The organism is Microbacterium sp. ProA8, from assembly GCF_039905635.1.
Lineage (GTDB): Bacteria > Actinomycetota > Actinomycetes > Actinomycetales > Microbacteriaceae > Microbacterium > Microbacterium chionoecetis.
Map to the genome: position 1 here is coordinate 2,238,942 of NZ_CP157000.1, position 20,206 is coordinate 2,259,147.

The 20,206-nt window shown below is 70.8% G+C and carries 15 protein-coding genes and 1 tRNA gene; 4 read left to right on the forward strand and 12 right to left on the reverse strand.

The window, feature by feature from the left end:
- Window positions 1-21: 21 nt before the first annotated feature.
- Window positions 22-735: an SOS response-associated peptidase gene (locus ABG085_RS09835; RefSeq protein ID WP_347975571.1), complete on the forward strand. Its 714-nt coding sequence runs from the start codon at window positions 22-24 to the stop codon at window positions 733-735.
- Window positions 736-789: 54 nt separating this feature from the next.
- Window positions 790-1,656, forward strand: coding sequence for a 3-methyladenine DNA glycosylase (locus ABG085_RS09840; RefSeq protein WP_347979164.1), 867 nt, complete (start codon window positions 790-792; stop codon window positions 1,654-1,656).
- 3 nt (window positions 1,657-1,659) lie between these two features.
- Here the strand turns inward: ABG085_RS09840 and ABG085_RS09845 are convergent, their stop codons facing one another.
- The 7 genes from ABG085_RS09845 to ABG085_RS09875 are packed head-to-tail and all read right to left on the reverse strand — an operon-like array spanning window position 1,660 to window position 9,140.
- Window positions 1,660-2,862 (reverse strand): glycoside hydrolase family 3 N-terminal domain-containing protein, encoded by a 1,203-nt coding sequence (locus ABG085_RS09845; RefSeq protein WP_347975572.1) that lies wholly within the window; start codon window positions 2,860-2,862, stop codon window positions 1,660-1,662.
- A 52-nt stretch (window positions 2,863-2,914) separates the two neighbouring features.
- The gene (locus ABG085_RS09850) at window positions 2,915-4,591 is read right to left on the reverse strand and encodes an acyl-CoA dehydrogenase family protein (RefSeq protein WP_347975573.1); all 1,677 of its coding nucleotides are present in this window, start codon (window positions 4,589-4,591) and stop codon (window positions 2,915-2,917) included.
- On the reverse strand, window positions 4,588-5,673 hold the full coding sequence (locus tag ABG085_RS09855; protein WP_347975574.1) for a putative zinc-binding metallopeptidase: 1,086 nt from the start codon (window positions 5,671-5,673) through the stop codon (window positions 4,588-4,590). Before ABG085_RS09855 ends, ABG085_RS09850 begins: the two co-directional genes overlap by 4 nt.
- A gap of 41 nt (window positions 5,674-5,714) precedes the next feature.
- Complete coding sequence (locus ABG085_RS09860; protein WP_347975575.1) at window positions 5,715-6,854, reverse strand: PQQ-dependent sugar dehydrogenase; 1,140 nt, start codon at window positions 6,852-6,854, stop codon at window positions 5,715-5,717.
- The gene (locus ABG085_RS09865) at window positions 6,851-7,327 is read right to left on the reverse strand and encodes a VOC family protein (RefSeq protein WP_347975576.1); all 477 of its coding nucleotides are present in this window, start codon (window positions 7,325-7,327) and stop codon (window positions 6,851-6,853) included. The genes ABG085_RS09860 and ABG085_RS09865 overlap by 4 nt, the downstream gene beginning before the upstream one ends.
- A gap of 54 nt (window positions 7,328-7,381) precedes the next feature.
- A complete protein-coding gene (locus ABG085_RS09870; protein WP_347975577.1) occupies window positions 7,382-8,467 on the reverse strand; it encodes a HAMP domain-containing sensor histidine kinase in 1,086 nt (361 codons plus the stop codon).
- On the reverse strand, window positions 8,460-9,140 hold the full coding sequence (locus ABG085_RS09875; RefSeq protein WP_347975578.1) for a response regulator transcription factor: 681 nt from the start codon (window positions 9,138-9,140) through the stop codon (window positions 8,460-8,462). The genes ABG085_RS09870 and ABG085_RS09875 overlap by 8 nt, the downstream gene beginning before the upstream one ends.
- Window positions 9,141-9,226: 86 nt before the next feature.
- Here ABG085_RS09875 and ABG085_RS09880 point away from each other — a divergent pair, with 86 nt between their 5' ends.
- Window positions 9,227-9,886: a M15 family metallopeptidase gene (locus tag ABG085_RS09880; RefSeq protein WP_347975579.1), complete on the forward strand. Its 660-nt coding sequence runs from the start codon at window positions 9,227-9,229 to the stop codon at window positions 9,884-9,886.
- Window positions 9,887-10,131: 245 nt separating this feature from the next.
- Here the strand turns inward: ABG085_RS09880 and ABG085_RS09885 are convergent, their stop codons facing one another.
- Genes ABG085_RS09885 through ABG085_RS09900 form a run of 4 tightly spaced genes read right to left on the reverse strand, consistent with a single transcriptional unit; the run spans window position 10,132 to window position 18,749 of the window.
- Window positions 10,132-10,944: a hypothetical protein gene (locus tag ABG085_RS09885; RefSeq protein ID WP_347975580.1), complete on the reverse strand. Its 813-nt coding sequence runs from the start codon at window positions 10,942-10,944 to the stop codon at window positions 10,132-10,134.
- A complete protein-coding gene (locus ABG085_RS09890) occupies window positions 10,941-12,380 on the reverse strand; it encodes a hypothetical protein (protein WP_347975581.1) in 1,440 nt (479 codons plus the stop codon). Before ABG085_RS09890 ends, ABG085_RS09885 begins: the two co-directional genes overlap by 4 nt.
- A gap of 1 nt (window position 12,381) precedes the next feature.
- On the reverse strand, window positions 12,382-16,908 hold the full coding sequence (locus tag ABG085_RS09895; protein WP_347975582.1) for a hypothetical protein: 4,527 nt from the start codon (window positions 16,906-16,908) through the stop codon (window positions 12,382-12,384).
- A complete protein-coding gene (locus tag ABG085_RS09900; RefSeq protein WP_347975583.1) occupies window positions 16,908-18,749 on the reverse strand; it encodes a CHAT domain-containing protein in 1,842 nt (613 codons plus the stop codon). The genes ABG085_RS09895 and ABG085_RS09900 overlap by 1 nt, the downstream gene beginning before the upstream one ends.
- 266 nt (window positions 18,750-19,015) lie before the next feature.
- Between ABG085_RS09900 and ABG085_RS09905 the strand changes: the two genes are divergently transcribed.
- Entirely contained in the window at window positions 19,016-19,471 is a 456-nt protein-coding gene (locus ABG085_RS09905; protein WP_347975584.1) for a hypothetical protein, read from the forward strand.
- Window positions 19,472-20,128: 657 nt separating this feature from the next.
- Here ABG085_RS09905 and ABG085_RS09910 read toward each other — a convergent pair.
- Window positions 20,129-20,204 (reverse strand) — tRNA-Ala (locus ABG085_RS09910).
- Between the last annotated feature and the right edge of the window lie 2 nt (window positions 20,205-20,206).

Genomic DNA, 20,206 nt, shown 5'->3' on the forward strand with positions numbered 1-20,206 from the left:
GCCCGCGCGTAGGCTGGCCGCATGTGCGGACGCTTCGTAGTGGCCAGTGCCGGTCCCGAGCTCGTCGGGGTGCTTCGTGTCGACGTCGAGGGCGATGACCTTCCCGCGCCGTCGTACAACGTCGCGCCGACCGATCGCGTCGCGATCGTGCTGGACTCGGCGAAGACCGAGCCGCCCACCAGGCGGCTGGAAGCAGCCCGTTGGGGTCTGATCCCGTCGTGGGCCAAAGACACCAAGGTCGGCGCGCGCGCGTTCAACGCCCGCTCCGAAGAGCTCGAGGACAAGCCCATGTTCCGCAGCGCCCTCGAGAAGCGACGGGCGGTGGTGCCGACATCCGGCTATTACGAGTGGATGAACGTCGACGGCGTGAAGACCCCGCACTTCATCCACCCGGCAGACGGCGAGCCGCTGTTCCTCGCGGGACTCTACGAATGGTGGCGGGACAAGACGAAGGGCGATGACGACCCCGAGCGGTGGCTGCTGAGCTTCACGATCCTGACGAGGGACTCGATCGGGCATCTCGGATCGATCCACGATCGCATGCCGTTGTTCCTGGACCCCGATCACGCCGACGCGTGGCTCGACCCGACCACCGACAACGTGCGGGACGTGCTCGACGCGGCGATCGACGCGGCTCCGGCCTTGGCCGACACGCTCACCGATCACGAGGTCTCGAAGGCCGTGGGCAACGTCCGCAACAACTCCCCCGAGCTCATCGAGCCGGTCGAGTCCTGAACGTCTGACCGCAGCAGCAGCAGCGGTGGCCGCGCGTATCCTCGAACGGTGACGATCGCGCCCCCTGCTTCTCCGGTGCTCACCGGCGACGTCTGGCGTGCGCGTGAAGCGGCCCACGAGGAGCGCGCTCGCGCGCTGACACGCGCCCATCGTGAGCGGGCGAGCCGCGGCGAGGCGCATCCCGTCGAGGACTTCCTCTTCACGTACTACTCGTACAAGCCGGCGGTGCTGCACCGGTGGCACCCTGGCGAGGGGACGGAGCTGGCGGATGCCGAGGGCGAGGCCCGCGCCGGATGGCGCTGGTATCGCCCCGGCACGACGGAGGGCTCGATCGCCGTCGACGGTGCGGGCTTCCGCGCCGATCGCGGCGCCCTCGTCGCGAACGTCGGCAGGATCCTCCGCGCCACGGCCGACCGGCCTCCGGGCTTCGGCTGCTTCGGCCTGCACGAGTGGGCGATGGTGTACCGCGAGCCGCAGCACCGGCATCCCGTGCCCCTGCGCCTCGGCCGGGACGAGACCGACGCCGTGGTCGAGGCGCACGAGCTGCGCTGCACGCACTTCGACGCGTTCCGGTTCTTCACGCCCGAAGCGGCGCCGCGCAACCGTGAGGCGCCCACCCGCGAACGGCAGGCCGAGCTCGAGCAGCCGGGGTGTCTTCATGCCGGGATGGACCTGTACAAGTGGGCGGTGAAGCTCGGGCCGCTCGTTCCGGGCGAGTTGCTCCTCGATGCGTTCGAACTCGCCCGCGACATCAGAGTGCTCGACATGCGGGCCTCGCCCTACGACCTCGCCGGCTGGGGCTACGACGCCGTGCCGATCGAGACGGCCGAGGGCAAGGCCGCCTACGTGCGGGCCCAGCGGACGTTCGCGGATCGCGGCCGGGCGATCAGGCAGCGGCTGATCGACGCGGCCTCGGGCTGAGAGTCACTCCGCGGGGGCGCAGGTCGTGCACGGCAGGTCGCCGGCGCCCGCCTCGGCGACGGCGAAGCGCAGCTCGAGCACGCGAATCGCAGCCTCTTCGAGCCGGTCGGCCGGCAGGGCGCCGGACTCCACGGCGGCGACGATGCCGTCGATGATCTTCGTCGCGGTATCGGGCGTCGAATACACCACTGTCAGGACCATGTCGTTGCCCGCGGCGAGGGCGGCGACGGCGTTGGCGACCGGATCCGCGTACTGCGGCTCGCCGGAGCCCTGCAGCATTCCCAGGTCGTCCGTGACGGTGACCCCGTCGAAGCCGAGCTCCTCGCGCGCGATCCGATGCCACTCGGCGGAGAGGCTCGCCGGCGCGGGATCCACGGCGGTGTAGGCGAGGTGCCCGAACATCAGCAGCTCGGCGCCGGTGTCGATGCCGGCCTGGAACGGCAGGGCATCGGCCGCGCGCCACTGGTCCAGCGTCAACGACGTGGACGGGATCGCGGTGTGCGAGTCGCCGGGGGCGGCGCCGTGTCCGGGGAAGTGCTTGAGCGTCGAGAACACCGAGCCCTCCTCGCCTCGCACGGCGGCGGCGACGCGGGCTGATGCGACGTCGGGCGTCGCGCCGAGCACGCGCCGGTGGATGAAGGACCCGGTGTCGGGCGTGACGTCCGCCACGATGCCGAAGTTCACGGAGATCCCCGCCTGCCGCACCAGCGCCGCGCGGCCGGCGAACGCCGTCTCGGCCGCGGAGGGGTCGGACTGCTGCAGCTCGAGGGGTCCGGGGAACGTGTCCCACCGCAGGCGCGAGACGTCTCCGCCCTCCTGGTCGATCGCGACCAGCGGGGGCCGTGCGGGGTCCACCGTCAGGGCGGCGGTGAGCGTCTGGAGCGCCGCTTCATCGCCCGGGATATTCGCGCCCATCAGGAGGAACCCGCCGGCGCCGGAGGACTCCATGTAGGCGTGCAGGGACGCGGCATCCGTGGTCGGGATGTGGCCCATCACGACGCTCGCGGCGCGCTCGCGCAGCGACATCGCCGCCACGGCCGCTTCGGCCGGCGTCGCCTCGGGCGTCGGCGACGGCTCCGGTTCGGGCGAGACCGTCGCCGACGGCGACGCGGACGGTCTCGCAGTCGGGCTGGAGGCGCACGACGTGCACACGGCAGCGAGCGCCACGACCATCGCGAGCAGGGCGAAGCGCGGCGCAGAAGTCACCGGGCAAGCCTAAGCGTGTCCGGTGCAAAGGGATCTGTGAACGACCGGCTGTTCAGTGGCGCGCGACGATGGCCGCGGCATCCGTCCCCATCGGCAGCACGCCGAACTGCACCCCGCGGTCCTCCCCCAGGCGTGCGGCGATGAACGTCTCGGCGTCGCGGCCGGGCGCGTGCCGGAGCATGAGGGACGCCTGGAGCGCCAGCGCGAGATCCTCGCTCAGCCGGCGGGCCTGCGACGCCGCCGTGTCCGGATCCGCCGCAAGTCCCTGCAACAGGCCCAGCGTGCGGTCGACGTGGCGATCGAGCACGATCGAGGCGCCGGCGGTGCTCGCGAGCTCGTCGGCGAAGGCATCGCCCGAGTCGCGGTCACGAGTGAGCGCCCGGACCACGTCGAGCGCGATGACGTTGCCCGACCCTTCCCAGATCGCCATGACGGGCTGCTCGCGATAGCGACGTGCGAGCGGGAACGACTCGGTGTACCCGTTGCCGCCCAGGCACTCCAGAGCCTCGTACGCGTGCTGGGGGCCGCGTTTGCACACCCAGTACTTCGACACGGGCGTCGCGAGGCGACGGAGGGCGACATCGCGATCGGATGCCTCGGCCTCGAAGAGCTGCGCGAGGCGCATCCCCGTGAGCATCGCCGCCTCGTACTCGAGCGCGAGGTCGGCGAGCACGCTCGTCATCGCCGGCTGGTCCACGAGCAGCGCGCCGAACGCCTCCCGCCCGCGCGCATGCCACAGCGCCTCGGCGAGAGACTGCCGCATGCCCGCCGCGGTGCCCAGGACGCAGTCGAGGCGCGTGCGCTGCACCATCTCGATGATGGCACGCACCCCGCGGCCGGGTTCACCGACGAGGAACCCGACGGTCCCGTCGAACTCGACCTCGGCCGAGGCGTTGGAGCGATTGCCGAGCTTGTCCTTCAGCCGCTGGATGCGGAACACGTTGCGCATGCCGTGTGGCAGGGCGCGCGGCACGAACAGGCACGTCAGCCCTTCCTCGACTCCGCTGCGGCGTGTGTGCGCCAGCACGAGGAATCCGTCCGACATCGGGGCCGAGCAGAACCACTTGTGCCCGGTGAGCTGGTAGGCGTGACCGCCCATCGACTCCCCGACCGTGGTGCCGGCGCGCACGTCGGATCCGCCCTGCTTCTCGGTCATCGCCATGCCGATGAGAGCGCTGCGCTTCTCGCCCTCGACGATGAGGCGCGGCTCGTATTCGCGCGAGTACAGACGCGGCAGCCAGGTATCGGCGATCCACGGCGAACCCTCGATGGAGGCGACGGCGGCATGGGTCATCGAGACCGGGCACGCGTGCCCGGGTTCGACCTGGGCGAAGAGCATGAACATGGCGGCGCGGGCGACGTGCGCGCCCGGCTTCGGGTCTGCCCACGCCGAGGTGTGCGCTCCGCGGGCGAGGGCCTCGCCGATCACCCGGTGATACGACGGGTCGTACTCGACCTCGTCGAGGCGGTAACCCCAGCGGTCGTGCGGGTAGGCGACGGGGGTGTGGATGTTGGCGAGCTCCGCGTCACGCTGGAACGAGCCCGAACCGACGACTCCCCCGGCCTCGCGCAGCCCGTCTTCGGCCCAGTCGGCGCCGAACGCGCGCACCGCGTCGCCCAGCGGTGCGTTGAGTGCATACTCGTCGACGTCGACGCGCCAGGGCGGCTGGTTCTCGACATAGTGCGTCGCCGCGCCGATCACCCGCTGGCCTCGGGCGAACGAGGTCATGCCCGCTCCGTCTCCAACGCCATGGCGCGCGCGTACTGCTCACCCGGACTGAGCGGCGCCCGCGTGACGATGTCGTGGACGAACTCGAGCTTGTGGCGCACCGGCATGACGATCTTGAACGGATACAGGTCGCCGAACCCCATCGCGCGGTTGATGCGGTTGAATCCCTGCGACAGCCATTCCCAGTCGGAGAGCAGACGCTGGATCGGCTCCCGCTCGTACGAGGCGAGCGGCACGACATCGGTGTCGCGGAGGTTCGTCACCGCCGCGTCGAGATGGATGCCGATGACCGCCGCAGTCTGCAGGGTGCCGGTGATGTGCAGATAGTGGGCGAACGTCTCGGCGAAGTCCTCCCACGGGTGCATGGTGGCGTACTCCGAGATGAAGGATTGGCTCCAGTCGGACGGTGCGCCCACCCGGTAGTGGCGCTTCAGTGCGTCGCGATAGCTCGAGCGCTCGTCGCCGAACAGCTCGCGGCAGCGCGCCCACAGCGCGTCGTCGGTGAGCAGCACGTTCTGGTAGTAGTGCCCCACTTCGTGGCGGAGGTGCCCGAGGATCGTCCGGTAGGGCTCGCCCAGGCGCACGCGCAGCGCCTCGCGCCGATCGTCGAGGCTCTCAGCCAGGTCGATCGTGATGATGCCGTTGGAGTGGCCGATCGTGACCGGCTTGCCGTCGGAGAGGCTGGAGATGAGGTCGAACCCGAGGCCGCCCTTCTCGATGTCCCAGCCGACGATCGGCAGTCCGAGGTCGGCGAGCTGGAGGATCAGGCGGCGCTTCGCCTCTTCGGTCTTCGCGAGCTTCTCGAGCGCGACGGTGTCGTTGCTGGCCGGCTGGCGGCGCGTGAGCCGGCATGAGAAGCACCGGCCGGCCGGCGCGTTCTCCCACACCAGCCAGTTGCACGCCCAGTCGCGGTTCGAGCAGGTGTACCAGGTCTCACCCTCGATGACGGCCTGATCGTGTCGGATGCCGTGGAACTCGCGCGTCGGCACGTGATAGCCGATCTCAGCCTCGCAGTTCGGACACCGCAAGGTGTCGAGGTAGACGAAGTGGCGACAATGCGGACAGCGGGGCTGCGAGCTCACGCTCTCACCGTAGCGTGCGCGCGCGAGGGCGGACGCATGCATCACGCCGCCGGGACGAGCTCCACCCGCAGCAGCAGGTCGTCATCGGGCCGTGGCGAGCCGCGCCCGTCGGTATTGCTGGTGAGCACCCAGATCGACCCGTCGGGCACGGCGACGACGTCGCGGAGACGCCCGTACTGGCTCGCGAACGCCGGCGTAGGATCGCCGACCGCTCCGTCCGCCCGCGTGTCGACCTGCCAGAGCCGCTCGCCGCGCAGGCCCGCGACGAACACGGTCTCGCCTGCGGCGGCGATGCCGCTGGGGCTCGCGTCGCTGGTGGCCCACTGAGCGACCGGATCGACGAAGCCCTCCCGTCCGGCGACGCCCTCGACGAGCGGCCATCCGTAGTTCGCGCCGGGTTCGATGCGGTTCAGCTCGTCCCACGTGTTCTGTCCGAACTCGCTCGCCCACATCGTTCCGTCGGCAGTCCACGCGATGCCCTGGACGTTGCGGTGCCCCATCGACCAGACGCGGGTGCCCCACGGGTTGCCCGGCGCCGGAGCGCCGTCCGCCGTGATGCGCAGGATCTTGCCGCCGAGGGCGTCGGGGTCCTGCGCGGCATCGCGCTGCTGCGCGTCGCCTGTCGTGACGTACAGGTAGCCGTCCGGGCCGAACGCGAGACGTCCGCCGTCATGGGTATTGGCCCGCGGAATCCCGTCCAGCACCACCTCGGGCTCGCCCAGCTCGAGCGATCCCGGCTCGCCGTCGAGCGGCATCCGCACCACGCGGTTGTCGTCGGCGGCGCCGAAGTACGCGAAGAGCATCGGTGTGTCGCCCGTCGTCAGCAGCGCGAGTCCGTGCAGGCCCGATTCGCCTCCCGACACGACGCCCGAAACAGTGCCCACCTCGCGCAGCGCTCCGTCTGCGGTCAGCTCGAGCACGGCGCCATCGTCGCGCTGCGAGACGAGCGCGCCGCCGCCGGCGAGGGGCACCACCGACCAGGGTGCGGCCAGGCCCGACGCGAGCGTGCCGGTCACCTTCCCGACGCGCCACCGCCCCTCGCTCGTCGGCGAGACGCTCGGCCCCATCGTGGCCGCCTGAGAAGGAGGCGCCGGTTCGGGGGTGGTGGCGCTGCAGCCGGTGGCCGCGATGAGCACCACGAGGAGGCATCCGATCGCCGCCCGGGGAGCGCGCCTCGTCATCCGTCCGCCACGGCGGCTTCGAGGGCGGCGAGATCGATGCGCCGCATGCGGAGCATCGCCTGGACGGCGCGATGCGCGATGTCGGGGTCGGGGTGGCGGATCAGCTCGACCAGGCGGTCGGGGATGATCTGCCAGGACAGGCCCCAGCGGTCCTTGAGCCACCCGCAGGGCTGCTCCTGACCCCCGTTCGCGGTCAGTGCGTCCCAGTAGCGGTCGACCTCGGCCTGACTCCGGCAGGGCACGTAGAGCGAGAACGCCTCTGTGAACGGGAACTGCGGTCCGGCATCCATTCCGTAGTAGTCCCGGCCCCCCAGGCGGAAGTGCACGTGCATGACTTTCCCGCCCATTCCGGGAACCTCGTCCGGGTACCGGTCGATGCTCACCACCTCGGAGTCCGGGATGAGCGCCGTGTAGAACGTGACCGCCTCTTCGGCGGCGTCGTCGAACCACAGGAACGGGGTGACTGCGCTCATGGGTCCCACCTTCGCCGACGGGACCCGCGCATGCAATGGGTGGAACCCGGGCGGTCAGGTCTGCCGCAGCGGAAGCCGTACCGTGACCCGCAGTCCACCCCCGGCGCGCGCGACGATCGTGAGCGTCCCGCCGTGTGCCACCGCGATGCTCCGGACGATGGCGAGCCCCAGGCCCACGCCGGCGTGATCGTCGGTGCGGATGCGTTCACTGCCCCGTTGGAACGGCTCCACCAGGGTCGAGACGAGATGCGGACTGAGCGTCTCCCCCGTGTTCTCGACGGCGATCTCGGCGGCACCGGACCGCACGGACGTGACGATGTCGACCGTGCCGCCCTCGGCCAGGTTGTGGACGATGCCGTTGTGCACGAGGTTCGACGCGAGCTGCAGGAGGAGTGCGGGCGAACCCGACGCGGGAGTGACGTCGCCGTGGGTGCGCAGCGTGATGCCACGCGCTTCTGCGAGCGGCAGGAGCGCCTCGGCGGCCTCCTCCGCGACGAGCGACAGATCCACGTCCTCCCGTGTGAAGGACCGCTGGTCGGCGCGGCTCAGCACCAGCAGCGCCTCGGTGAGACCGATGGCCCGGGTGTTGACGATCGAGAGCCGGCGGATGAGCTCGTCGACGTCACGGTCCGGGTCTCCACGCGCGACGTCCAGCAGCGTCCTCGTGATCGCCAGCGGGGTGCGCAGCTCGTGCGAGGCGTTGGCGGCGAACCGGCGCTGCTCGGCGACGTGGGCTTCCAGCTGCGCGAGCATGGCGTCGAAGCTGTCCGCCAGTTCACGGAACTCGTCGTCGGATCCTTCGAGGTCGATCCGATGCGACAGCGAGCCGTCCGCCGCCAGGCGCGTGGCATCCGTGATCCGGCTCAGGGGTGCCAGCATCCGCCCGGCGAGGAACCAGCCGCCCAGCAGTCCGAAGGCGAGGAGGAACAGCAGGGCCCAGACGGCCGCGGGCGCGAAGGCGCGGATGAGGTCGCCGCGGTTCGGCACGAACGGACCGGGGCCGGTGATGGGCCCGTTGGGGACATAGCGCAGCAGGAACACCCACACGATCGCGAGCAGCACCGCGCCCGCGACCATCAGGAACCCTGCGTAGCTCAGTGTCAGCTTGAGCCGCACGCTGAGCCCGGGCTCCCTACTCACCGACGGCACTTCCGTCGGCGTCGATCCGGTACCCGACTCCCGGAACGGTGGCGATCACCCAAGGTTCGCCGAGTCGCTTCCGCAAGGCCGACACCGTGATGCGCACCGCGTTGGTGAACGGGTCCGCATTCTCGTCCCACGCGCGCTCGAGCAGGTCCTCCGCGCTGACGACGCCGCCCTCCGCGCCCATCAGCACCTCGAGCACCGCGAACTGCTTCCGCGTGAGCGCGATGTACCGATCGTCGCGGTAGACCTCACGGCGGAACGGATCCAGCCGCAGCCCCGCCATCTCCCGCACCGGCGGCCGACTGTGCGCCCGCCGACGGTCGAGGGCGCGCAGGCGCAGCACCAGCTCCTGCAGATCGAACGGCTTCGTGAGGTAGTCGTCCGCGCCGAGGCCGAAGCCGCTGGCCTTGTCGTCGATCCGGTCGGCAGCGGTGAGCATCAGGATCGGGATGCCGCTGCCCGAGGCGACGAGGTGCGCGGCGATGTCGTCGCCCGAGGGTCCCGGGACGTCACGATCGAGCACCGCGATGTCGTACGCGTTGATGCTCAGCAGCTCGAGCGCCGTGTCGCCGTCGCCCGCGATGTCGGCGGCGATCGCCTCGAGACGCAGGCCGTCGCGGATCGCCTCCGCCATGAGAGGTTCGTCTTCCACCACCAGCACGCGCATGGTCCGATGGTACGAGCCGGCGCATATCGTCCACCTATGCGAAAGCCGATACGGCCTCGCAACACGCGTCCGCGTGAGGTGGAAGCATGACTCCCCCAGCTCACACGCGCACGCGGCCCTCGACTCTGCGGGGACTGATCCTCGCGGTGGCGGTCGTGTGCACGTTCTCCCTCGCCGCTGCCGTCCACCAGTCGGCCGCCGGTGCCGGTGCGCCCGATCCTGGCGGCCCGGTGGCGGAGACGAATCCATCAGCGACGGCGACGACAGATCCCGCGGCATCCGACGGCGCGATCACCGAGGCGGACGGGCTGCTCCCCGGCGGCGTCACCGCAGCCGACGGCGCATTCGCGGGCATCGCACACCTGACCCCTCCTCTGCTCGATGCACTGCGGCAGGCATCGGCCGACGCCGCACGGCAGGGCATCGTGATCCAGGTGAACAGCGGCTGGCGGTCGGCCGAATACCAGGACCGGCTTCTTCAGCAGGCGGTGGCGCAGTACGGCTCCGAGGCGGAGGCGGCCCGTTGGGTCGCCACGTCGGACACCTCGGCGCACGTCGCCGGAGAGGCGATCGACATCGGGTCGTTCGACGCCGTCGCATGGCTGTCGGCCCACGGCGCCGGGTACGGACTCTGCCAGACCTACGAGAACGAGTCGTGGCATTTCGAGCTGCGCACCGACGCCATCAGTGGCGGCTGCCCCGCGCCGTACGCCGATCCGACAGCTGACCCCCGGATGCAGGGGTGACGCGCACGGCGTCGACACGACGGTGTCGGCGCGACGGGAAAACGTTGACGAAGAAGACCCCGTCGACATCGGATCGCACCGTCGTGATCGAGCGGGCGCCCAAGCTCGTCGCCAGAATCGCGCCCAGTCGGCAAATCCACCTCCCCGGGGTGCCCGCGGAGATGGCGATGCCGACGACGCCCACGCCGGACGCTCCGGGCGCCGCACCGACTCCGCGGCGACGACACGCGGGACGATGAAGAAGGTCAGTCGGCGAAGGTGAACTCCGAGTCCGGTCCGCCGTATACCAGGCGCGCACCCGACTTGTCGCGCTCGGTGAAGCGGAGCTTCGGATCGCCGACCCCCGCCGCGACGTAGTGCATGACAGAGGTGGGGTCGTACTGCGTGATGGCGATGGTGTGCTCCAGCGACTCCGGGTTGAACAGGTCGGGGGCCTCAGGACGGATGTGCTCGTGCCGGAAGCCGAGGACGTGGCCGAGCTCGTGCCGCATGACGCCGATCGCGTCGAACGCGTTCGGGTCGGTGCTGTAGAAGCCGTCGAACACCGACACGAAACGCTGGTGCGGTGGGTCGTCGGGGAAGAACGCCATGGCGATTGTGGATCCCCCGCCCGGCTGGCGGACCACCGGGAAGCCGACATCAGCCGGGAGCTCCGGGGCGTCGTCCCGGTGCACGAGGTGCTCGAACTCGATGCCGCAGATGCCTGACCAGTCCGAGGTGGCGGCGTGCATGCCCTCGACGGCGGCCGCGTGCTCGGCGTCCGAGCCGAAGGAGGGGCGCCACACGCAGTACGTTAGTCGCAGCCCGCGCGCCCACCGCAGCAGTCGGCCGTCGCGCTCGATGCCGAGAAGGCCCTGCTTCTCGGCATCGGGATCCTCGGCGAAGGCCTCCGCGATTTCGATCCGCCGCGCGGCGTACGGCAGCACCTGATCGGCGGTGAGGCCGATGTCGCCCTCGACGACCAGCCTCTCCGTAACGGTGCCGAGAGGGGCGTGCGCCACCGAGATCCGAGGCGACTCCGACTCGATCTTGGCGACCAGCTCACTGGTGGTGATCATCCCGCTTCCTTCCTCTCCTGTGCAGGCAGTCCGTCGCGTGACGCATTGAGCCCGAGCCGGGCTGCCATGGCTTGACCGGCTTCCCGGTCGCTCGATTGCAGGCGGCCATCGGGCCGGGGCGTGCTGGGGTCGAGGGCGACCAGCCGTTCCTCACGCGCGGATCGGGTCCGGTCGTCGCGTCGCTGCACGATGAACGACGCCATGGATCCGTCCAACGCGAGCCGCGCGAACTCTCGCGGATCCTCGACCGACGCATGCACGGCGCCCGCGACCCAGAGACGGATATCGAAGGCCACGGCAGGCGGCGTCTTCTGGAGGACAGCGCGGGCCACTGCGGACGCATCCCGTTCCCGCTTCGCATCCCAGCTCAGCACCTCCTGCAGGCGAGTGCCGGTGGCCGTCCAGGCGTGATCGAGCATGGCGTCGACGAGCGCGGGGATGTCGTCGGAATAGAGCTCGGAGTCGCCCGCGAGCCGGTACACGCCGGCCCATTCGACCGGCGCCTCGACGCCGAGTTTCCGCAGCACGGCGCAGCAGACGGCGATGCGCAGCGACCGGGTCGGATAGGCACCGGGCTTCTTCGCCGAGATCGGCGCGTGCTCGATCTCGTTCACGGCGTCTGCCAGCTCTCCGGCGAGCGCGATGACGAACGCCGTCCCGGTCGCGAGCACCCCCACGACATCGGCGAAGATCTCATCGCTCCACTCCCGCCAGACCGCGCGGCGCTCGGCTCCCCCCGGGGCCCCGGGATCGAGTCCGCCGATCACCGTCTTCACCTCGGCGGCCAACCCGAGATCCTCCGCGATCACGTGCCCCGCCTCGTGACCGATGAAGGCGACATCCGACAGGCGGTTCGCAACCGTCCACGGCATCGCGACGACGGGCACCGGCATCCTCCGCAGCTCGGCAACCACCAGCTGCAGATCCTTCGCATCGAGTCCCGGCGGGTGGAACGCCTTGGATCTCGCCTGCGCGAACGGCGCCCGATCCGTGCTGTAGAACACCAGTGGGGGCTCCTTCAGCTCCTGCTCGCCCACCGTGCCGGCCGCGCGCGCCGCCGCGAGGAAGGGCTTGTAGCACGACCACGCCAGGTCATCGGCGGCGCCGAGGTGCGTCGCGTAGGCGACGGTGTCGCGCTGTGCGAGCTTGCTGCGGAAGAAGTCCCAGATGAGGTGCACCGTTCCGACGCCTCGACGCAGCCTCGGCAGCTCGTCGACACCGCCCGCGAACGGGGCCTGGGCGTCCGCCGACACGGGCGTGCCCTCAACGGCGGCCTCCAGCGCGGCCGCGATCTGCTCCCGGAGCCGCGACACCTGGCTCGCGTGCTGGGGTAGGTCGCCGTCGCCCGAGGCGCGACCGCCCCAGTACGAGAGATCTGCTTCGAGAAGAGCGCGTTGCGCACGGATGCTCTCCACGGCCGATTCGTAGAGGGCCATGTCAGTCGCCCTCGAGCACGAAGCGGCGCTGGAACGCCTCGCTGTTGAGCGACACGAACGAGCGGAGATGCTCGTTGCGGAATGGGCGGTGCCGATGACGCTGCAGCAAACCCACGACGTCTGCCAGGGGCATCCCGCCGCGCAGCCCGCTCAGCAGCAGCGCGAGCCTCCCCGAGGGATCCGGCGCGGCCGAGAAGCTCCCGCACACTGCGGAGACGGCCGGGGCGTTGCGGATGAGGTGCCAGCAGAAGGCGTTGGCGAGCATGAGCTGCTCTGCTGCGATGGAGGGCGAGTCGCCGAGCGCCAGATCGAGGATCAGCAGGGCCGGCCGCCGGTGTCCGATCGCCCCCGCCAGCCGCTCCGGCGTCAGGTGGTCGTCGGCGAGCTGGAGTGCCGGCGCTCTCCGGCGTTCGATGGGCTCGGCGACGAGGTGCACGATGCTGGTGCTCGGACCGAGGCGCCGCAGCTCGCCTTCTGCCAGCCCGTAGGGATCACCGTGCCGCGCGCGCCGTCCGTACGCGTCCGACAGCATGCCTGCGGAATGGCCGTAGTCGTGCCGTTCGTTCAGGATCGCGACATAGGCCTCCGTGGAACGGACAGCCTCTTCCTCCGGGGAGACGGATGCGCGGCGTCCGGTGCGCACGACGACGCCGCGCTGCCGCGCCGCCATTGGCCTGCCGCCCATCGAGGAGAGCTCCCATGGCCAGCGGGCGGCCGCCTCGTCGCGAATGTCCAGCGCGAGCACGGTGTCGGCACTCTGGTCCAGCCATCGCGCGGCATCGCCGACGGCGAGCGCGGCGCCGAGCCCCTCGGCGACGCCGGCCGGATCGGCGGCGAGCGCGTAGTGGCCGTCCGAGAGCACATCCGAGACCTCGGTCTCCGTGCGGGTGCGCGCGCCGCTGTCGACATCGACCAGCAGCATCCCTCCGTCCGGAAGCGAGGAGATGTGGATCGTCCGGGTGTGCGGGTCCGGCGCCGCGCTCTCGGAGTGGGCGGGTGTGTCGCCCGCGGCGGTCGTGAACGACTCCCAGCCCGTGGACTCTGTCGACAAGCGGTGCATCGCGTCCCGGACGGTCACGCCGAGCGTCCGGCGGTCTTCGGCGTGGGCGTGCTGAAGGGCCTCCAGCAGCTCCGCGGATCTCTCGGGGTAGCCGAGCACGCGTTCGAGCTCCGCCTGGGCGAGCAGCAGCGCTGCCGGCGTCTCGGGCGTGACCTCGATCCTCGTCGCGTCGCGGAGCTGTCGGACGACCGCCTCCGGAGCGGGCTCAGCCGACGCCGGGACCTCGGCGAGCCACTGGAGCGCGCGCAGTCGAGACGCCGGGTCGTCGACGGCCTCCAGGGCGCGGGCGAGCTCGGCGAGCCGGTCCGCCGTCGGACCCAGCACCGACAGCCGCGCGCATTCGATCTCGACGCGCACGGACGGCGGCGCCCAGCCTGACTCAGCGAGGTCGTGATAGGCGCGGCTGAGCTCGCCCAGGCTGCGGCTGCGATCCGTGTCCCGGTCGACGACGGCTTCGAGCGCCTCCGCCCGGCTGCGGCCGACCGTGTCGCCCCGCTGAAAGCTGCGCGAGAGGTTCGCGGTGGAGAGGTCGTGGTGACCGGTCGCTGCCATGAGGCGCGAGAGCCACAGCGACGCCTCGAGCGCGACGCCGGCGTCGGTACCCGAGGCGGCGTCGCTCAACGCCGCACGGGCGGGGTCGTTCTCGCGTCGCAGCGTGTGCGCCTTGCCCCGCAGCAGCGATACCTCGGGGGCGGGCGATGCGGAGCGGGAGGCGGGGAAGGCGCTGTCGAGCTCCTTGAGGGCGCGCTCGGCGTCGAGGTCGATGAGCGCGGCGGTCGCGCGTGCCACAGCCGAGAACATGGGATTCTCGAGGATCTCCCGCACCCGACCGAGACCGAGGAGCGCCTGCCCGATGAGCTGGGCGTCTCCGGTGCCGGTGGCTACCGCGAGCGCCTCGCGCCACTGCTCGGTGGCGATGAGGACGCGCGCGAGGGGCCGCGCCGCTCGAGCCGCCCAGCGCCCGCCCGCCGCTTCTGCGGCAAGCCGCCGAGCCGTGCCGATCGCGGCGCGCGGCGGCTCGGAGCGGTCGGCCCACTCCACGATCAGCTCGAGGTGCGCCGCGCCGCGGGACTCCTGCGGTGCCGGGTGCGACAGTGCGGCGTCGAGCATCTCCCAGGCACCGGCGACGTCCGACAGCGTGAGCGCCATCGCGGCGTCGAGGAACAGTGCACGCCGCGGTTCGGCGCGACGGACGTCGTCGGGGACCGCGTAGCGGTGGCTCGATAGGCGGGCCTCGTCGAGGGATCGCCCGGCGACGGCCGCGTCGTGGATCATCGCCTCGGCCCTCTCGAGGTGAGCGTAGCCGAGCGTGACCGCATCGGGCGGCCGGCGGCCGCCCCCGGCCCGCCGAACCGAGACCGCGATGACCTCATCGGCAATCTCGCCGCGCTCGAAGCGGTCGAGCGTCGGGTCGGCGATCAGCGCCAGCCAACGCTCGTCTCCCGAGACGTCGGCGCGGGGGCTCTCGTAGGCGTGGAAGACCACGCTCCGGAGTGCCTCGGCGCGCGCGGCGCCCGTCGTTTGGTCGGCCCGCCGGGCCCAGTAGTGCAGCGCGCGGCGATGGATGTCGTCGAAGACCGGGTCACCGGCGGCCCTGAGCATGCCGCGCAGCGGCTCGCGGACCTCGGGATGGAACTGGACGGCGTTCGGGAGGTTGTCGAGGGACGACACCCACGACGAGCCCGCGGCGTACGACAGCAGCTCGTCCCAGGTCTGGTCGGCCGCTCCCGGACGGCGGACGTGGGCGGCCGCGGGGATCGGCCAGCGCTCGGCGCCCGCGGCGACGGGCGGCATGGACGGGGTGTCGAGGGGTGCACTGTCGTAGGTCGTCCCCCGCTCGGCCAGCGTCTCGAGCGCCGGCCAGATGACCTGGTCGACGGCTTCTCGGGTAAGCAGCTTCATGAGGGCGCCCCAGCGCAGCACCCACTGGACGAGCGGGTTGGTGATCCGATCCACGACTCGGGTCACCAGATACGCGAGCTCGACCGACTCCAAGCCCTCGATGTCGGCGGCCGTCGTCCGGGGATTGTCCTTCAGGCACTCGCGGAACAGCGCCAGCTTCATGGGGTTGCCCTCGCTGCGTCGCACCACGGCCGCCACGACGTCGGGGCGATCCGTGTCGGCGAGGAAGCGTGTCGCCTCATCGTCGGAGAACTCGGGTACCTCGATCCCTATCGCCTCCGCCCCGATGCTGATCCCCTCGCCGGCGATGACCGTCCCCGGTCCCATGAACCGGTCGTGGAAGCGGGCGGAACGCTGCAGCGGCGGGCCCCCAGGCTGCTGCCGCGTGCTGTCGAGGTCGTACCGGCCGCTGAGGACGAGCCGCAGCCCGGTGACCCCGGAATCCGTCGTCGCGTCTCCCCCGCTGCGCACCTCGCCGAGTGCGTCGAGGACCGCCTCGAGGTCAGCGCCGTCGGCCTGCTGCACGTTCTCGATCGTGTCGAGCGCGATCACGACGATCCCGCCGGGGGCTGCGTTGGCGAGCTCGGTGCGGAATCGCCGCGGCACGTCCGCGGCGGCGAGCCGCACGAACTCCTCGTCCGTCGACGACTCCTCGGCCGAGTGGGAGAGCTGGCGCACCGGCACGACGTCCGCGAACGTGGCGGCGCGCAGGTGGCCGTACGTCGCCAACAGCAGCTCGAACGGCTGCCCAGGCAGCTGGGTGTTGAGCTGGCGCGCCATCGTCAGGAGCAGCCGCCAGGGCTGGGTCGTGTTCAGACCGAGGCGATCGATGTGGTCGAAATCTACGCGCGCCACCGGGTGGTCCAGCGCCGGGCAGGTGCGCCCGAGCAAGTTCTTGAGGAACATCGACTTCCCCCGCCCGCCGGGCGCGTGGAGGTGGAGGACCCACGGCTCGCCTCCCGCGAAGAGCCGCTGGAGGGCGTCCGACTCGAAGTCGCGCTCGACGTAGCCGTCGCTGGCCTCCCGGTCGCGGATCGCGCGGGACTGTCGTCGCAGCCGGGGGGTGAGCCGCTTGTGAAGCTCCAGCGCCTCGGCGTGGTCGCGCACCGGCCATTCCTGCAGCAGGCCGAGCAAATCGTGCGCGCGGCCGACCGCCGGCGGGCGCTGCGCGATCGCCGATGCGAAGAGCGCTTCGAGGCGCTCCAGTCCCGCCGTTCTCGTGGCGTTGACGGACAGCTGCGCGTAGACCGACTCGAGCTCGTCGTCGCAGCCGGCGACCCGCTGCCATGCCGAGGCCGCTCGCCCCTCCTCCCCTTGGACCAGCTGGCGCCGCAGCGACTCGGGGATGACCCACTGCTCACCCACGGGCGCTCCCGGGCAGGGGTGGACGAGCGGGTGGCTGGCGAGGAGCTCGACCCCCTCGTCCGAGCCGGTCACCAGGCGCGCGAGCTCCGGGGTGATGTATCGCAGGGCCGCGGCCGCCCCCAGCAGCCGCCGCTCGTTCGCCGGCAGAGACCCGACGATCAGGGCTTCGAGCGATTCGGCGCCGGGCTGCGGGCCGTCCATCAGGCGCCCCTCTGCAGGTTGAGCGCTCCGTCGCGGAGCAGGCCCAGAAATCCTCCGGTGCGCGGCGAGAGGCGGGTCGCGTGCGCCCAGGCGTCCAGGCTCGGGTGCTTGTCGGGCGGCAGCTGTCCCCTCCAGTAGCCCTCGAAGTGGGTGACGGCGCGGCCCCATTCCTCCTCGGTGAACGGCCCGAGCGCTGTGGGGGTCCAGCCCTGCGGACCCTTCAGCACGTCCCACGCCTTGTCGGTCGCGAGGATCATCTTGACCGGCGACCCGGTGTCGCTCCCGTTGAGGTACGGACCGCACAGCTGATCGAGCAGGATGTCGTCCACGACGTTCTCCTCCCACTCGCTCAGCCCATCGAGGACGATCAGCAGCCGGCCATCGCCCACCGTCCGTGCCAGCTCGGCGTGGAACTCGGCGATCACGGCGCCGCTGTCGCCGGGCTGGGCGACAATCTCGGCGAGGCGCCCGTCGAGGTGCTCCTTCGCCGCGGCCTGGGCGATGCGGGCGAGCACGTCCCTCCACGAGTCGCCGGACGGGCGGCCGAAGTCCACTTTGACGACCCGGTCGCCGTGTCGCGCCCCGGTGTCGGCGATGGTGTTCAGGAGCGCGCTCTTACCGACGTTCGCACTCCCGGTGACGAGGGCGAGATACGACGTGGTGCCGTCCATGGCGCGCCAGGCGCTCCATCGCTCATCCCACCGGGCGACGTAGTCTGCGGTCAGCCAGCGACGCGCGAAGCCCGGCCGGGGCGGAACCACGGTGATCGCCTCACCCACGTCGCCGCGCGCCGTGAGCCGCGGCAGCGGCCAGTTGGAACGCAGTTCGGCGATGCTGTCCGAGCCGGAGCCCGAGGCCAGGTTCTTCACCGTCAGTCGCGCCGACATCAGGGCTTCGTCGATGCTCCGGCCTTCGAAGAGACTTCGGTAGAACTGGCCGCTGAGCGCGTGCGAGGAGTCTGCGCGGATGTCTCCGAGCATCCCGATGACGGCGATGCAGCCGGCGTCGAGGAAGGCCTCGACCAGCGAAGCGGCCGCGGAGGGCGCGGTGCCCGTCGAGCAGGCGTTAAGCACGACCAGCCGCGGCGGGGAGGAGCGGACCACGTTCCGGATGCGCCCGGCCGTCCACACGTCGTTCTGCCCGGTCGCTGCGGCGAACACGCGGATGTCGGGCGATTCGCCGTCGTCGGCTCTTCCGCCGTGACCGATGAAATGAAGGATGTGAGGGCGGAACCCGGCGAGTGCCTGCTGCACCTCCTCCGGCTTCGGGCGTAGCAGGGTCTTGAGGAGTATCTCCTCGTTCTTCAGATGAGCGGCGGCCTCGATCTCGAGCAGCTCGGCCTCCGCCTTCAGCAGGTCGTCGGCGGGGTCGTTCCCGACAACGACGAGGACGCGGAGCGGATGCTCGGGCTCGGGCGGCCTACCGGCCAGCGGGCTGCGGGAGGCCTGGGGTACGCCGAGGCAGATCCGCGCCGCGAGGAACAGATCGAAGCCGCGGTGACGGAGCAGCTCCCAGGGGTAGTCGTGGAGGGTGGTGCTGCGCAGATCGAGGTAGATCCGCGAATCACCGAGACGGTCCTCGAGCGCCGGCCCGATCTCGCCGGGCGTCAGTCTCTTCCACAGCGCCTCACCGACGAACTCGAGCCGCGGGCCGCTGAGGAGTCCCTCTCTGCCGAGGACCTCCGACAGATCGATCTCGACCCCGTCCTGGACGAGCGGCGACGTGTCGAAGCCCTCGTGGTGGGCGGCGATCGGGGAACCGCCGGCGACGTCGGTCAGGGTGATCGACTCGCCGTCGCCGGGTTCCCCGGCGGCTCGGACGGAAAGCAGGAAGTCGGCCACGTGCACCCCCAGCGACGTGTGAAGACTCGTATGGGCACATTCTGGACCCTGTCCGGGCTGCGGGCAACGGGCCAGTCGAACAGGGCCCGAAAGTTGGGGCTCCGCGAGAGATCGGCTCTCATCCACGTCGGAGGCCGACGTCACCGTCCCTGATACATCGCGCATCGAGCACGGGGCTCTATCGCCGCGATCCGGTGCCTGGTATATCTCGCTTATCGCGGGGCGATGGGCTGCGCGTGGGGCAGGCGACGTGTCGGGGGGCACTCATGAGCGCTGATTCAACGACCACCACTAATTCGACGACCACGAACGCAGGCGGGAAGGCGGGGGCGCCGTGGGGCGTGCTTCTGGCCATCGCGCTAGTTCTCATTGGCGTCTACGTCTGGGGGGTCTTCGCGCTCTTCCAGACGGCCGACGACAAGGGCACCACAGAGCTGATCTGGGGACGCTACACGTTCCTGCTCGCCGGGCTGGAAGCCATCGTCTTCACGGCGGTCGGGTGGCTGTTCGGCCGGGAGGTCAACCGCAAGCAGGCCAAGCAGGCCGAGCAGGCGACCGAGCAGGCGCAGAAGAAGGCGGAGGAAGCCGCCGACGCCAAGGCGAAGGGCGAGGGTCTGCGGCGGGCGATCCTCAGCCAGCCGCAACCCGAGGCGAACCCGAGGGGCATGACGGTGGACCCGCTCGCCGCTCTGCGCGAGCAGGCCCGGGCGACGACCTTCTGAAGAATCGGAGTCAGTCCAAGCGTGCCCCGGTGTTGTGCGGATAGTCGCCGCGGAAGGAACTGCTGAGATCGACCAATCCGCCGGTTCCGAAACCGGGGCGCTCAAGTAGACGCTTCAATCTCGCGCGCGTCGCCGAGTCCGTGCGCGCCGCGCCGGTCGCCCGTCGCAGGCGACCGTCGGCATCGCGGATGCCGGCCACGGCGACGTACGAGGCGCCGCGCCTGTGACGCTGATGGTTCTGTACGAGCAGATCACGGTGCGTCGGCCGTCCCCCGTTCACAACACTCCCCGGTTGTGTCGCGGCTGGTCGGACAGCTGCATTCGGTTAACCCATGCGTCGATCTCACGAAACCTCAACTTTGTGCCGACACGGAATCCACGGGGCCCGCGACCCTTGCTCCGCAGATCGTAGATCGTGTGGACAGAGGCCTTTAGCTGCGCGGCAAGCTCAGCCAACGAGACGCAGTCCGTGTTTCGAATCTGAGGTGGCAACAGCGTCCATGTAGCGAAGGTGCGCGGGCGGTGCCGCGTACCTTCCAGATACCTCGAGAAGGTCCGAGACCGCACTGCGGCGACCTGGCGAAGTGTCCAGTAAACGACTACCCAACATTCATGCTCCCTGATCAGGGAGTGAAGTTGGTGCGTTACCGGGAGTTTTGGTGGACCTGAGGGGACTCGAACCCCTGACCCCCTGCATGCCATGCAGGTGCGCTACCAGCTGCGCCACAGGCCCGG